7 protein-coding genes, 1 tRNA gene, 1 pseudogene and 1 riboswitch are annotated in these 15,480 nt (G+C 38.9%); of the genes and pseudogenes, 3 read left to right on the top strand and 6 right to left on the bottom strand.

Features of this window, described 5'->3' with window-relative positions; all coding sequences use genetic code 11:
• Positions 1–40: 40 nt before the first annotated feature.
• The 4 genes from B4Z47_RS00045 to B4Z47_RS00030 all read right to left on the bottom strand — a co-directional run bounded on the left by B4Z47_RS00045 (position 41) and on the right by B4Z47_RS00030 (position 6,225).
• Positions 41–1,222, bottom strand: a complete 1,182-nt coding sequence (locus B4Z47_RS00045; RefSeq protein ID WP_115049297.1) for a homoserine dehydrogenase — start codon at positions 1,220–1,222, stop codon at positions 41–43.
• Between the two features lie 37 nt (positions 1,223–1,259).
• Positions 1,260–2,303 (bottom strand): homoserine O-acetyltransferase family protein, encoded by a 1,044-nt coding sequence (locus B4Z47_RS00040; RefSeq protein WP_115049295.1) that lies wholly within the window; start codon positions 2,301–2,303, stop codon positions 1,260–1,262.
• A gap of 33 nt (positions 2,304–2,336) precedes the next feature.
• Positions 2,337–3,647: an O-acetylhomoserine aminocarboxypropyltransferase/cysteine synthase family protein gene (locus tag B4Z47_RS00035; RefSeq protein ID WP_046674616.1), complete on the bottom strand. Its 1,311-nt coding sequence runs from the start codon at positions 3,645–3,647 to the stop codon at positions 2,337–2,339.
• Positions 3,648–3,902: 255 nt separating this feature from the next.
• A riboswitch (SAM riboswitch) is annotated at positions 3,903–4,015 on the bottom strand.
• Between the two features lie 182 nt (positions 4,016–4,197).
• Positions 4,198–6,225 (bottom strand): FUSC family protein, encoded by a 2,028-nt coding sequence (locus B4Z47_RS00030; RefSeq protein WP_159333044.1) that lies wholly within the window; start codon positions 6,223–6,225, stop codon positions 4,198–4,200.
• A gap of 300 nt (positions 6,226–6,525) precedes the next feature.
• On the opposite strand from B4Z47_RS00030, the pseudogene B4Z47_RS00025 reads away from it, so the two are divergent.
• Positions 6,526–9,018, top strand: a pseudogene (locus B4Z47_RS00025) (TonB-dependent receptor domain-containing protein).
• A gap of 108 nt (positions 9,019–9,126) precedes the next feature.
• Here the strand turns inward: B4Z47_RS00025 and B4Z47_RS00020 are convergent.
• Both B4Z47_RS00020 and B4Z47_RS00015 read right to left on the bottom strand, forming a co-directional pair.
• On the bottom strand, positions 9,127–11,316 hold the full coding sequence (locus tag B4Z47_RS00020; RefSeq protein WP_070565356.1) for a glutamine synthetase III: 2,190 nt from the start codon (positions 11,314–11,316) through the stop codon (positions 9,127–9,129).
• A gap of 175 nt (positions 11,317–11,491) precedes the next feature.
• The gene (locus B4Z47_RS00015) at positions 11,492–14,311 is read right to left on the bottom strand and encodes a S9 family peptidase (RefSeq protein ID WP_115049289.1); all 2,820 of its coding nucleotides are present in this window, start codon (positions 14,309–14,311) and stop codon (positions 11,492–11,494) included.
• A 95-nt stretch (positions 14,312–14,406) separates the two neighbouring features.
• Between B4Z47_RS00015 and B4Z47_RS00010 the strand changes: the two genes are divergently transcribed.
• Positions 14,407–15,144: an SIMPL domain-containing protein gene (locus B4Z47_RS00010; RefSeq protein ID WP_046674621.1), complete on the top strand. Its 738-nt coding sequence runs from the start codon at positions 14,407–14,409 to the stop codon at positions 15,142–15,144.
• 114 nt (positions 15,145–15,258) lie between these two features.
• Positions 15,259–15,338: transfer RNA gene (locus B4Z47_RS00005), tRNA-Leu, on the top strand.
• Positions 15,339–15,480: the final 142 nt, after the last annotated feature.

Raw genomic sequence — 15,480 nt, 5'->3', positions numbered from 1 at the left:
ATTCGGGGCTATTTTCAAGGTAGGTTGGTTTGTTGATTGCCTACGCGATTTCAGCAATAAAATTGCCCTCTTGATCCAAATCAGCTTTATGGGCTGCAATTTGTTGAAGATTAATATGTCCTATGACATATTTGAAATCTGGTGCGTAATATCGTTCTGTGATTTCACTGAAATTTAACTTTTCAATCAGTGAATCATCTGTATATCTCAAATAAACCTTAATTAAATAATCTTGGCTATAATTTAATGTGCTGGATTCTAAATGTTTTTTATATTCATAACGGTATCCGTAGCGAAGGGCAGCGATATCTGATAGCACAGCAGAACCTGTTGGGTGGCCACCTGCTCCTTTACCATAGAAAAATTGTTCGTCTGCAAAGGCCGCTTTTACCAATACACCATTGTTCTCATTTTCTACATTATAGAGCATGCTGTCCTTGCCTACTAAGCGTGGTAATACGTAAAGTACAACTTTGTTGCCGTCGATCTCTTTCGCCGTTGGTATCAATTTGATCTTGAGGTTCTTTTCTTTCGCAAAACGAATATCCTGCTGTCCCAATTTGTCAATACCAATATTAAAGACATCGTCTGGCTTAACATAGATTCCATACGCATGGGAAGCAACAATACATACTTTAAATTTGGGGTCAAATCCACCCACATCCAAGGTTGGATCTGTTTCTGCAAAACCAAGTTCTTGTGCTTTCTTTAAAGCATCTGTATATTGCTGATTTTCGTTGAAAACTTTAGATAAAATGTAGTTGGAAGATCCATTAAAAATACCGCTGACAGAATGAAGTAATTCATTGTCATAGTATTCTTCTAAATTCCGTATAATGGGGATACTTCCGCAAACGGCACCTTCATACAATAAACTGGTTCCGTATTCATGTTGGATATCAACCAGCTCTTCCAAATGACTGGCAATCATTTTTTTATTAGCAGATACCACATTTTTTCCGGATTTCAAGGCACGAACAGTTAGTTGGTATGCTGCTTCAGCATCATCTATTAGTTCGACAACAGTATTAATTTCTGGGTCACCTAAAATTGTTTCGGCATCGGTAGAAAATAAATCTGCTGGTAGCGAGCGTTTTTTATCACCGTTTTTAATGACAAATTTCTTGATTTCCAGATTAAGATTTTTGGTTTTGATGATATCGTAAAGACCTTGGCCTACTACACCAAACCCAAACATCCCTATTGTTAATTTATTACTCATATCTCTTCTTAAATTCTCTTATATATTATTTATTCTCTTATACTAATTCGTTCATGTATTCTTTTTGTTCCCTTAGAAAGCTGCTAATGATTTTTGTGAGTTTTTTTGTTTCGATCAAAAAGCCATCGTGGCCATAGGTCGATTCAATCTCCTGATAATGAGCATTGGGGACATGTTGCGCGATGAATTGTTGCTCTTGTGGCGGAAACAACAAATCTGTATTGACGCTCAGCACTAACGTTGGACAATCGATGCTCGCTAAAGCGGATTCAATAGATTGTCTTCCCCGACCTAAATTGTGGCTGTCCATTGCTTTGGTAAGGAAATAATAGCTGTACGCATTATAGCGTTTTACCAATTTTTCACCCTGATAGTTTTGATAGGAGGATGCTTTATAATGATCGAGTTTTTCGTTATCATCCTCCTTTTGCGTGTTGGCATACGTTGTATAGTTGCGGTAAGACAGCAGCGCCATAGCGCGTGCAACTTTCAATCCTTTAGCTCCGCCATCAGGGTGATTGGCGTAAAAGGTTCGATCAGTTGTAATGGCAAGACGTTGACTTTCATTGAATGCAATACCCCATGGTGAATGGACGGCATTTGTTCCAACCACAATGAGATGGCTGATGGCTATACTATGCGATGCAGCCCATTCCAACGCTTGTTGACCGCCTAATGAGCCCCCGATAAGGATCTCGATGTTTTTGACCTCCAAGTGGTCTGCAAGGAATTGATGTGCGTTGACCAAATCTCTTACTGTAAATTCGGGAAAAGATAGGTAATAGGGCTGTCCCGTTGCTGGGTTTACAGATAGCGGATTACTGCTATTATATGCTGATCCTATAACATTGGCACAAATAATATAATAATCGTTTGAATCAAACAATTCACCTGTTCCAAAAAGACCGGACCACCAATCCAGCACATCTGCATTGGCCGTTAGTGCATGGCAAACCCAGATCACATTACTGCGATCTGCGTTGGGTTTGCCAAATGTTTCATAACTGATTTGTAAATCAGTAAGCTCTCTTCCATTTTCAAATACAAAAGGCTCCGGGTGCAGATATATATGCTTACTCATTTTACGTTTAAGTTTTAAGCCGAAAAAATCTGATTATTTAATTTTATCAAAAGCTTGTTGTAAATCGGCTTTGATATCATCAATATGTTCTATTCCTACAGAAAGCCGTAATAAGCCTTTGAACACTCCAGCATTGGCTTGATCTTCATCACTCAATTGTTGATGAGTCGTCGCTGCTGGGTGGATAATCAATGACTTGGTATCACCAACATTGGCCAAGTGACTGATTAATTCTAAGCTGTCGATAAAGCTATTGGCCTTTTGTGCTGCGTCACCTTTGAGTTGGAAAGAAAGCACTGCACCATAGCCATTTTTAAGGTATTTTTGTGCGTTAGCGAAGCTTGGAGAGCTTTTTAATCCCGGATAATTTACTTTTTCTACCTGTGGATGCGCCTCCAGCCATTTAGCGACCTCTAAGGTATTGTCTACATGGCGTTGCACCCGTAAAGACAGGGTTTCAAGCCCTTGTAATAGTAAGAATGAATTGAAAGGGGAGAGTGCCGGCCCGAAATCCCGTAGGCCCTCCACACGTGCCCGAATGGCAAATTGAATATTTCCAAATGGTCCGCTTTCACCAAAAACTTCGGAAAATACTAAGCCATGATAGCCTTCAGATGGTTCCGAAAATTGGGGATATTTTCCGTTGCCCCAATTATAGTTTCCACCGTCGACGATGACACCGCCAATGCTTGTGCCATGTCCACCAATCCATTTAGTTGCCGATTCAACAACGACATTTGCACCATACTCCAAAGGTTTAAATAAATAACCTCCGGCTCCAAAAGTATTATCGACGATTAATGGTAAGTCATATTTTTTTGCTACGGCAGCAATTTTCTCAAAGTCGGGAATATTGAAACTTGGGTTTCCAATTGTTTCAACATAGATCGCCTTTGTTTTATCATCAATGAGCGCTTCAATTTTATCGGCCTCGGCGTCCGTTGCAAAACGAGCTTCGATGCCCAGGCGTTTAAAAGAAACTTTAAACTGGTTGAATGTACCGCCGTATAAGTTGGATCCTGCAACAAAATTGTCACCACTTTCCAAAATATTATTTAAAGCTATAAACTGTGCCGCCTGGCCGGATGCAACAGCAACAGCTGCAACTCCGCCTTCCAGTGCCGCAATACGTTGTTCGAAAACATCCGTAGTAGGGTTCATAATCCGTGTATAAATATTACCGAACTGCTTTAATGCAAATAAGTTTGCGCCGTGTTCGGCATTTTCAAATACAAAAGATGTTGTTTGATATATAGGAACTGCTCTAGATCCCGTAGTAGGGTCAGCGACTTGACCAGCGTGGACCTGGAGAGTTTCGAATTTTAAATTTTTGTTTGAAGACATAATATATCAGATTTTAAGGGTTCAAAAAGAAATTGCAAAGTAAAAAGAGAAGCATACACACCTCCTTGAAGGGTCTGTTAAATCTTTATCCAAGAAAACGGAAATGATTTTTAACAAGCATGGAAGTGCATATGCATACGCATTCGCATCGATACAATTGTACGATGGGTTACACTTTCGCTTATCGTGCGGTTCACTTGTGTTGAACCTGAATTTTTAATGGACTTCAGTAATTTAATAATCATTGTCTTATGTCATTTATATGCTCCAAAACGATATTGTTTTGGACAGGAATTGGCACCTTTTCAAACAAATTGAAGGTTGCCAGTGGGTCATTGAGCCAGTCTCTCGCCACTTCTTTATAAATCAAGACCTACTGATGAAGGGAGGTGTTGATTAGAAATCTTCTTTCGAAGACGACACAAATATAAACTCTTTTTTTATTAAAGCAAAAGAAATGCTATTTTTTAGTTAAAGGAATTTTGAATAACATGCCGATTGGCATCACATATCTTCCGATGAAACCGCAAAAGTAACTGTCAATCGGGTATTATGATTTCTTTAAATTGATCCGTTCTGCAGTTTGATTTAAATCTGTTAGAAGAGGTTTAAGCGCATCGATTCTACTATGGATATCATAGGCGAGGTGGCGATTCGTCTTTTTGCTTAACGATAGCGAAAGGCCCACCAAATGGGAATTGACCTGATATGCGAGTGCCTGAAAATGGTGAATATGTGACCAATCCATCCATTTGTGCTCGGGTTCTTTTTTCATTTGATTGATGGCGTCTGAAAACAGGGCCATAGCGGTCTGCGCCTTTTTACGAGCCAGTCGTATATCAAACGAACTTTGTCGTTCGTCCGACAGACGGTTATTGATGATCTGGAAATAATGCGCGTTGTAAAGGGATACCTCTTTTGCCAGCTGAACCATGCCTGTGCTCTGGCGTACAGGTATCAAGAAATAACCCGCTATAGCCAAGAATGCTCCAATCAGTGTGAAAAGTATTCGGCTGCCTAAAATGAGATTGATGTTGCCTTCGAACAGATTGAGCGCAATTACAATTCCCAAGGTAATGAAGATGACACTGACCATATAATTAGATCGGTTGAACAAAAAGAATCCAAAAAGACCCAATGCAGCTATGGTTAGGAGTGCTGGAAGAAAATGAATAGAAATTAAGCAGAACACACCAACTATAATACCCGAGAATGTACCGACAATACGTTCTATATTACGGGTTTTTGTCATTGAAAATGCTGGCCTGGCAACAATAGCGATCGTCAGTAAGATCCAATAGGTATATTTAAAATCCAAAAATAAAATACCGATCAATGCACCTGTTCCAAAAAGAAGAGCCATCCGAACCGCAAATCGAAAAAGCGGATTATTCAGATGGAGTTTACTTTTTAGATCAGCGAGATTACGTAATGGTCGACTGATAAATTGTTGGTACTCGCTGGTGTCAATCTTATCCTGAATTTCCTGATTTTGATAAAAAGCGACCTGGATTCTGTTGAGTACATCAATAATTGCTTCGATGTTGCTTATGATCGAACATAATATACCTTTTGCTGGATCGGCCTGTTGTTCTTGAATTTCTTTTAAATCCCGTAAGAGGGCATTAATTTTAAAGTTATTATGGTATAATTGATGTGCATACCGGAACCTCTTGTTGGGTTGTGAAAAGCTATCGATTTCTAACGCTAATAATTTGATTGTGTGACGAATTAAGGGGAGGCTGCCCGTGTCTGCAAGATTTTTGCGAATTGCATCGTAGTCATGATCAAGCGCAATAATTAACTCATGGAGGTCAATTAATCCATAAACCTGACTGAGCCAATAATTGCTTTTATGCCACTGTTGGCTTATGATTTTTTTTTCTCGAAACAGAAGAGACCTGATTTGTTCCTGCTGTTCGCTGATCTGGCCATGAATTTTTCCTACGCGACTGTACGTAATATTCAAAGGAATATCGGGATCGTAAGACTGTGATCGTATCAATAGAAATTGGGACAATCCATGAAAGCCATTAGCCATGGCATGTTTCAAAGAGCGATAAGGTTGTATATAGGCTTGTAAAAGGCTAAAAAAATAATATATTATGGAACCTGTTGTAATCTGTAAGCCAACCGCAAAGGGGTGTTGTGGGGCCATTCCGATCACAAAACTCATGAGAATCAATGTCATGTTTCCAATTGCAGCATAGCGGGCTCCAAAAATGCCGTATAAGGTGCATATAAAACCGGCTGCCGCTAGCACGATAACCAAAGGCCAATGATAGGGAAATACAATAGCTGTAAACAATGATGCAACAAAGAAGGTGGGAATACATACTAGAGCTGAAGAAAGTTTATCTTTTCTGTTGCCAGGAGGATCGGTGAGTGTCGTTAACAACGATCCGACACCGATTCCGATAGCCGTGCTCGCTTGCGCTCCCAATAAATAGATCGCCAAACTTGGCAAAATACTGATGGCAACATTACGTAATGCGTCTCCAGCATGCTCGCCATGCATAAATCGTATCATAAGGATATAAATACGGTAGAGTCTTTTCTTCAATGATACAGTGCTCATGAATCAGTTTACTAATTTTCGATGCAAAAATACAAATATTATGCTTAATATTTTTTGTATACAATTTATTTGTTTTGAATTTTATTTGTTTTTTGAATTTTTATTTTGATTCGATGTTTTTTTTCTACGAGATGTTTCAGAAGATTCAAAATTAGCTCGCATGATCCTATCCGCTGTAAAAGCGATCAGCGAAGGATAGGGTTTACCGATATTATTTGGTTGTCTACCGAGTGAATCGCACTACCTGTCTATTTCTGCTAGTCAACGTGTAATGAATACACGAGGTTTGTTGTCATTATTATGAAGTTGACTATCCGATCGATAGCCCAAAGAAATTACATTATGAAACCACAAAAAATTAAATTGCTCTTATTTTCTATTGTTTTATTCCTGTGTTCTAATGCCGGACCCGTTTCAGCACAGTCTGACGAGGGGAAATTACGTACTGTCGTTGTTGGGCAGGACAACAAGCCCATTGCTGCCGCAAATATTTCACTGTTTCGTAAACCCAATGATGTCTTGTTAAAAGGAACCTTATCCAACGAAAATGGAGAAATTGTGTTGTTTGCGATACCCGAGGGGAAGTACAGCTTACAGGTGTCCACGGTGGGTTATGGTACTTATCGTTCTGGGGAAATAATGCTGCGTGCGGGTGATTTCAAGGTGCTGGATACGATTCGATTACAGCTGGAAAGTAAAGTGCTGGATGAGGCGCAGGTAATTGGCAAGAAGCCATTAATTGAAAGTCACCTTGATAAAGTTGTGCTCAATGTCGAGAACAGTATTTTGGCAACCGGAAATAACGCATTGGAACTCTTGCAAAAGGTCCCGGGGGTAACTTTAGACAACAAAAAGATCAACCTTCGTGGAAAAAGTAATGTGATCATCATGATTGATGGTAAGCCTACTTATCTTTCTGCAGATGAAGTGTCGCGCTTATTGGAAAATACAGCTTCAAATGCAATAGCCTCGATCGAAGTACTCACCAATCCACCTGCAAAATATGATGCGGCAGGGAATGCAGGAATTATTAATATTAAGACGAAGAGGAATACGCAATTTGGAAGTAATGTTAGTTTAAACCTCAATTTAGGGCAGGGTAAATATACAAAGGCTGATGGTGGCTTTCTCATAAACCATCGTAACAATTGGGTGAACTTATTTTCTTCCTATAACTATGCAACTGCCTTAGGCTTTAATGATTTAGATATCGATAGGGCTGTAGATACCAAAAGCGGGACGACTTTTTTCAATTCGGATTCTTATTCGAAATTCCGCTATCGAGGTCATAATTTCAAATTTGCGGCAGATTTTAACCTGGGGAAACAGGAGGTCATTGGATTTGTGGTTAATGGTAATGTAAGCAATGGTCATTCAACACGGGAGGGAAGCAATCTGATCGCTTCTCAAAAAGGAAAGCTTGATTCGGTAGTATTAGGAAGTAATTTGTCAGATTTTAAATACCATTACCTCACTTATAATCTGAATTACAAAAAGACATTTGATACCTTAGGGACTGAATTGACATTTAATGGGGACTATTCATATTCGAAAAATAATGACAATAGCACTGTTGGAAACCATTTTTTGGACGCAAACTGGGAAGAATTTAAATCACCGCATATTTTCCGGAATGATATGCTTTCTAAGGCAAAAATATTAGTTTTTAAAACCGATTTTGTGCATCCTTTTAATAAAACGACGAAACTCGAGGCGGGGTTAAAATATAGCCGCGTAAAAACAGATAATAATTTGTTGTACGAAGATCAGGATCAGCAAGGCGAGTTTGTGCAAAATAATGGTCAAAGTAATCATTTTTTGTACAATGAAAATATAGCAGCAGCTTATTTCAGTTTAAATAAATCGTTCGGAAAGTTTTCGGTACAAACTGGACTGCGTGTTGAAAATACGAGCTCCCTAGGAAACTCAGTGACGCTTGGGCAACAAACAAAACGTACCTATACCGATTTTTTTCCATCAATATTTGTACAGCAACAGATTAATGATAATCACAAGTTTGGTGCGAGTTATAGCAGACGTATTGACCGTCCTGATTATGGGTCATTGAATCCTTTTGTGTATTATTTGGATCAATACACGTATCAGTATGGCAACCCTTATTTAAATCCACAATATACCAATTCGTATGAAGTAAATTATACCTTTAAAGATCGCTATTTACTGAGTTTGGGCTATAAGAGGACCAACGATGCAATCACTCAAGTGATAGAAAGTAATTCAGAGACTAAAGCTATTGCACAGACCGATCGAAATTTGGCTTATTTTGATTATTAAAACATGAATGTCAATATACCCGTTAAGCTTTTTAAATGGTGGAGTATTTCTAACAATGCCAGCGCTTTTTATAATAAGTTTAGTTTTGATGAGCACTCCGGAGCGCAACGCCAATTGGAAAAGTTATCGTTTCAGGTAAGTTCCAATCATGATATCCGAATTGGGGAAACAACAAACCTGGAGCTGACGGGCAATTATTTCTCGCCAGCAGTATATGGCGTATTTAGTTTTCAGTCTTACTATGGCATTGATCTAGGTGCAGGTAAAACATTTCTTGACAAAAAATTGAATGTCAAGTTGGGTATAAATGATGTCTTGAATACAAGAGGCCAGCGCAGACTGTCGAGTTATCAGGAAAATGGATACTATCGTATACGAAATGCATATGATAGTCGGGTTATCCGATTGTCTGTTTCTTATCGTTTTGGTAATATGAATATTAAGTCAGCCAATAAAAAGGGAGGGAATAATGACGAAGATAATCGATTAAAAAAATAGGAGCTATTGTTGTGAGAGGAGATAAGGAGCAAGAGATGACGAACGTTCCCCTAAAACATAAAGAGCCAGCAATATCGCCGGCTCTTTTTGTTTTATTGGGAAGTTATCTTAACTTAAAAATAAGATCTCTCTCAATTTTGGAAGAGGCCATTTTTTGTCATCAACAATTTTCTCCAATTTGTTGACATGATAACGGATCACATCGAAATATGGTTTAACCAATTCATCGTAAGCGATTGATCTCTCACGTACATCATCAATTTGGTTTGCTTTTTTACGTTCTTGACGCATTGCTTCAGCTTGCTCCAAGATGGTATTTACGTGTGTTGAAATACGTTCTACAAAGTTCAATTGAGAGCTGAATGCTGCTTGTGCCAGACCCAGGTCTTTTAATCCTTTGACGTTTTCAATCAATTCATTTTGATAAATGAAACATGCCGGGGCGATTTGGTTGTTAACCATCTCTTCGATGACACGCGCCTCAATTTGTAATTTTTTATAGAAGTTTTCAAGCAAAATTTCGTGGCGAGCTTCTGATTCACGTTTGGTATAAATACCTAGTGATTCAAACAGGGCTAAAGATTCTTCTTTTACATAAACATCTAATGCTTTAGGTGTCGATTTGATGTTAGAAAGACCACGTGCTTCTGCCTCTTTTTCCCATTCTTCGCTGTATCCATTGCCTTCAAAGCGGATAGCTTTTGAATCTTTGATGTATTTGCGGACAACATTTAAGATCGCAAGATCTTTTTTCGTGCCTTTTTTGATTTGTTTATCTACTTCTGTTTTGAACTCGATCAATTGCGCTGCAACGATTGCATTCAACACGGTCATCGGTAAAGCGGAGTTTGCAGAAGAACCAACAGCGCGGAATTCAAACTTGTTACCTGTAAAGGCAAATGGTGAAGTACGGTTCCGGTCTGTATTGTCCAGTTTTAATTCAGGAACTTTAGGAATACCATGCCATAAGTTTGCCTCTGCTTTTACTTTTTTAGCAACACGAGCAGATTCAACTTCTTCCAAAAGCTCATCCAATTGAGAGCCTAAGAAAATTGAAATAATTGCTGGTGGAGCCTCATTTGCACCCAGACGGTGATCGTTGCTTGCACTAGCGATAGAAGCGCGCATCAAATCAGCGTATTCATAAACAGCTTTGATGGTATTGACAAAGAAAGTCAAGAACATCAAATTGTTTTTAGGTGTTTTTCCAGGAGATAATAAATTTACACCAGTATTTGTGATTAAAGACCAGTTGTTGTGTTTACCAGATCCGTTGACACCAGAGTATGGTTTTTCATGCAACAATACTTTGAAGTTGTGTCTTAAAGCAACTTGTTCCATGACATTCATCAACAATTGGTTGTGATCGATGGCCAAGTTGATTTCTTCGTACATTGGAGCACATTCAAATTGAGAAGGTGCAACTTCGTTGTGACGAGTCTTTAAAGGAATACCTAATTTTAGCGCTTCGTTTTCCAAGTCCACCATGTACGCTAATACGCGCTCTGGAATCGCACCAAAATAGTGGTCTTCCAATTGTTGGCCTTTGGCCGACATGTGGCCAAATAACGTACGGCCCGTTAACTGAAGATCTGGACGAGCATTATATAAGGAAAGGTCAACCAAGAAATACTCTTGTTCAATACCCAGAGAAGCGTTTACTTTAGTGACCGATTTGTCAAAATATTGAGCAACATCCGTTGCCGCTTTATCTACTGCGTTGATGGCTTTCAATAAAGGAGCTTTATAGTCTAATGATTCACCCGTATAGGAAACAAAAACTGTTGGAATACATAATGTTTTACCAGCACCTGTTTCGTAAATGAATGCAGGAGAAGATGGATCCCAAGCTGTATATCCTCTAGCTTCGAATGTATTACGGATACCACCATTTGGGAAAGAAGATGCATCGGGCTCTTGTTGAACTAATGCGTCAGCAGTGAATTTTTCAATGGCTTCACCGTTTTCGTCTGGCTCAAAAAAAGCATCATGTTTTTCAGCAGTCGAACCCGTTAAAGGTTGAAACCAGTGTGTGTAGTGAGAAACGCCGTGGTTAAGTGCCCAAGTTTTCATGGCCTGTGAAATGTGTTCAGCCAAATCTCTTGAAATAATCTGTCCCTCTTCAATGGATGCAACTAACTCCTTGTATGAATTTTTAGGAAGGTAGTCTTTCATTTTGTTTACGGAAAAAACATTCTTTCCGTAAATGTCAGTTGCTTTTTTAGTTTCAACTTTTTCAAATGAAGCAATTTGGCGTGAGCCTGCTGCTTCTACTGCTTTGAATCTTAGGTTCGACATTTGTATTTTGTAGTTAAATTACAGTTTTGTTGATTTTGTTTTTCAAAAATATTGTGTTTTTATTGAAAACTGAAATTTTTTTTGATGTTTTTTGTGAAATAATTCAAAAAATATGGTTTTTGGCTAATAAAAAAGGTGTGATTTATATAAATCACACCTTTTTTATTGTTTTGTGTTATAATTCGAATCCCCAGTCTATTCCTTTTTCGGTGGCAGGTACTCCTTTCTTCATCCAAGAAGGAGCGGGGGCACCTTTTAGGAAATGATCGAAGAATTGCTGTTCGCGAATTTGTATATCCTTACGGTTTTGTCGAAGTATGAGGTTATGTTCATCACCATTATAATTCAGCATCCATACAGGTTTGTTTAATCGGCGTAACGCAGTAAACATTTCAATACCTTGATACCATGGCACGGCCCCGTCGTTGTCATTAGCCATAATGACAACAGGAGTTTTAACTTTATCCAAATGGAATAAAGGTGAATTTTCGATATATAGTTCTGGAGCTTCCCACAGGGTTTTTCCGATGCGGCTTTGTGTATGTTCGTATTGGAACTGGCGGGACATACCACTTTGCCAGCGTATTCCGCCATAGGCAGATGTCATGTTGACGACAGGAGCACCAGTCCATGCTGCAGCGTACATATTGGTCCGCGTAATGAGGTGAGCAACTTGATAACCGCCCCAACTTTGGCCCTGTATTCCCATCTTTGTGCTATCAACCCATGCATTCTGAGCGAGGTATCTCATCCCAGAATTGATGTATTCTTCAGCTGATTTACCCGGATGACCTGTTTTGTAGCTTATATTTGGCGCAAATACCAGGTACTCGTTACTTACAAAATAGGGGATGTTCAAACGCGATGGCGTAGGAGCAGGGGGTTGATACGTATATAATCCATCTGAAAGCTTTTCATAGAAGTAAGCTATAATGGGATATTTTTTTGCAGGATCAAAATTTTCTGGTTTATAAAGAATTCCCTCAGCCTGATTTCCTTCGGGCGTTGTCCAATGGACTAACTCCGCTGTCCCCCAGTTGTAATTAGCCTGTTGCTGATTAATATTGGATAGTTGTAATTCGTCTTTGAACTTTATGGTATTGGTGTAGATATTAGGCGAATTCATATAATCCTCTTTACTGTACAGTATCGTTTGTTGATCCGCTGAAGAGCTGATATTCCTGAACGTTTTTGCCTCCACCAAAAGACTTTTAGGATCGCTATGCTGCCCCTTGAACTGGTAGAAACCAGATTCTTTGGTTTTATTGTCAAAGGAAGTTAGAAAACCACCCTTTTTATAGTCGAGTGTTGTGGCTTGTTCGCGGTCCTCTTCTCTTTTTAGCGGTAAGTAGCGGAAAGTTGTCTGCGATGCAGCTCCATAGCCGTTGGTCAAGATGGATTTGTTGGAACCGTCCAAGTTAAAATACCAGATATCATACCTCGAATTGACGTAAATCCCTTTAAAGTCCGGACTCCATGCTGCCATGCCATATCCTTGCGCGGCAGTAGGCATATCATTTTCCTCGTCAGCAAAGGACGCTGGTATACCGTCATTTAGCACCGTCTTTTTCTTTGAACTAACCTGATAGGAATTCCAGGAACCTTTATCTTGGTCGAAATATACGATGTATTTTGCGTCAGGACTTAAGATTGCATTTCCTGAAAAGTTTGAAAGGATTAACTCTTTATTTCCTGTTTTTGTTGAAACCAGGTAAATGTCGTCTCGTGTACTGCCTTCCCATTGACTTGCGATGCGCTTGCCAAAATCAGTGCGAGCTAAGATATACTCTTCATTTCCGTCCGGTGTAAGTGCGGTGGAGTTAAATGTTTGGTCCGTAAGGGGAATAATGTTGCGATTATATTTGGGGTAAGTAACCGCTAAGAAATTTCTTGCAAGATCTTTCTTTAAATTGACCAACTGCATGGGCTGTAAATAGTCGTCTTGCCAGTTCCAAACGTCCACTTTAGCATGCTCAAAATCAACCAAAGTGGTGTCTCTGACACGTGGTATTGGTGCTATGCCGAAAAATAGCTTCTCCCCATTTTTGCTGAAACGGATATCGCCATCCCCACTAACGGCCCAGTCTTTAGGTATACCATTGCTTGTTTTTGTTGCGAGGTATTGGGCTGTATCTATACCATTGGCATAATAATATAGATTGTAATTTTTTAGTAATGCCTTTTCATTGGAGAGATCCCCCAGGTAAGCGAGCTGATTACCTGATTCATCAAATTTGAAATTTTTATAATTACCTTTTCCATTTGATATCTTTTTAAGCTTTTTAGTTGCTATTTCGTAAAGGTAGACTCCAGATTCTTTTGATAGGCTATCTTTTGAATCTGTTTTTTTTGAAAAAACGATTTTTGATCCATTTTTATTCCATTCGTATTGATCTACAGATGAGAATTGCACCGAATCACCAGAATTTAGATCATATAAAGCAAGCGTTGCCACTGTTTTTTTCTTTTTATCGCTGCCTTTCTTTGCTTGTGTGGCATCAGTAGCCGTTTTTGAATCAGGTTTTTCATTTATTTCCTTGTCGAAAAGAAAAGAGACGAAATTGTTGTTTTGATCAGCAATTTTATAGGATTTTACCTGCGCAAATTTGACAAGGGATGACGTTGTTACATTGTAGATTGCCAATGAATCTTTTGGGAGATCTTCGGCTTTCTTCTTTTTGATCTTGGCTTCGCGGGTTAAGGCAAATGGCGCTTTGACCAAACTTAACAGATGATTTTCGGTATCTGTTAGTTTTCCATTATACCCACGGGGAATTTGAATGATTTCTTTGTTCTCTTTGGTTTTGAGAAAAAGCTGATTGTCGCCTTCTTGTGGAACGACCTGGAATAGGATAAATTTTCCCGATTTACTGATATAGGGTGATGATACGCTTTGCCAACTATCATATACCGTATGATCCAATGGTTTCTTTTGCGCATGGGCAGCGAATGCAGCCAGAAAACAAAATGGAATACAGATACTTTTCTTATTCATATTTTTAAACCTTTTTGTCGCAATTTATTCATAAAAAATAAATAAACATCGATTTTTTGGTATATTCATTGTTACGTAAACATAAAAAACTGGTTATGAAATCATCATCCGCTGTTATTATTTCGATTATAATGGGCGTTGTGCTCTTGCTCGGCACCTGGATATTGGGTACAGCTTATCGCTATAAGTTTAAATCGACGCAGACAATCACTGTTAATGGTAATGCCAAAAAAGATTTTGAATCCGATTTAGTCAAATGGAGTGCTACTTTTAGCCGAAAGAATTATGAATTGAGTGCTGCTTCAGCACAATTGGCTACCGATAGAGATTTAGTGCGGGACTTTTTAGTACAACAGGGGGTTAAGGCTGACGAGATCCGTTTCGAGGCTGTTAATATTGCCAAAGACTTTGAATATCATACCGATGGAAAAGGCAATGGTTATAATACTTTTTCCGGTTATACCTTATCGCAGGCCGTCAGTGTCGAATCAAAAGACTTAAATAAAGTTGACAATGCTTCAAGAGAAATATCGACATTAATTTCCAAGGGGATAGAACTTAGCTCCAGTACCCCTAACTATTATTACTCCAAGCTAGAGGATCTAAAGCTGGAACTTATTTCACAGGCTTCGAAAAATGCACATCAACGTGCAGAGAATATCGCAAAGGAATCGAATGCCGGATTGGGTAATCTGGTAAAGGCCGATCTGGGAATTTTTCAGATAACGGGACAAAACGACAACGAAGAGTACTCTTCAGGTGGTGCATTTAATACAGCATCAAGAAAAAAAACAGCTAATATCACAGTTAAAGCAAGTTTTTTGAGTAACTAATGAAAAATTATTTGACTGAATCTCAGTTCTATATTGGTTTTGATTGAAAATTTATTCAAAAAGTTTTCTCCTTTTCAATAAAAAACCTACTTTTGCATCATCCCAAACGGATATGCCCGGATGGCGGAATTGGTAGACGCGCTGGTCTCAAACACCAGTGGGAAACCGTGCCGGTTCGACTCCGGCTCCGGGTACTGAAAGCCTCTTTACGATACGTAAAGAGGCTTTTTTTATACACCTATGTTTTTCTGACCTGATGATTTCGGACCAAGCAGACTTCTTGGGGGATTATCAAAAATTTCCTAGTTTAGCATCTTTAATACAGATATCCCTTGC

The sequence above is a fragment of the Sphingobacterium sp. UBA2610 genome, from assembly GCF_002339225.1.
Classification (GTDB): domain Bacteria; phylum Bacteroidota; class Bacteroidia; order Sphingobacteriales; family Sphingobacteriaceae; genus Sphingobacterium; species Sphingobacterium multivorum.
The sequence above is the reverse complement of the archived record's forward strand: the minus strand, read 5'-3'. Positions and strand labels throughout refer to the sequence as shown.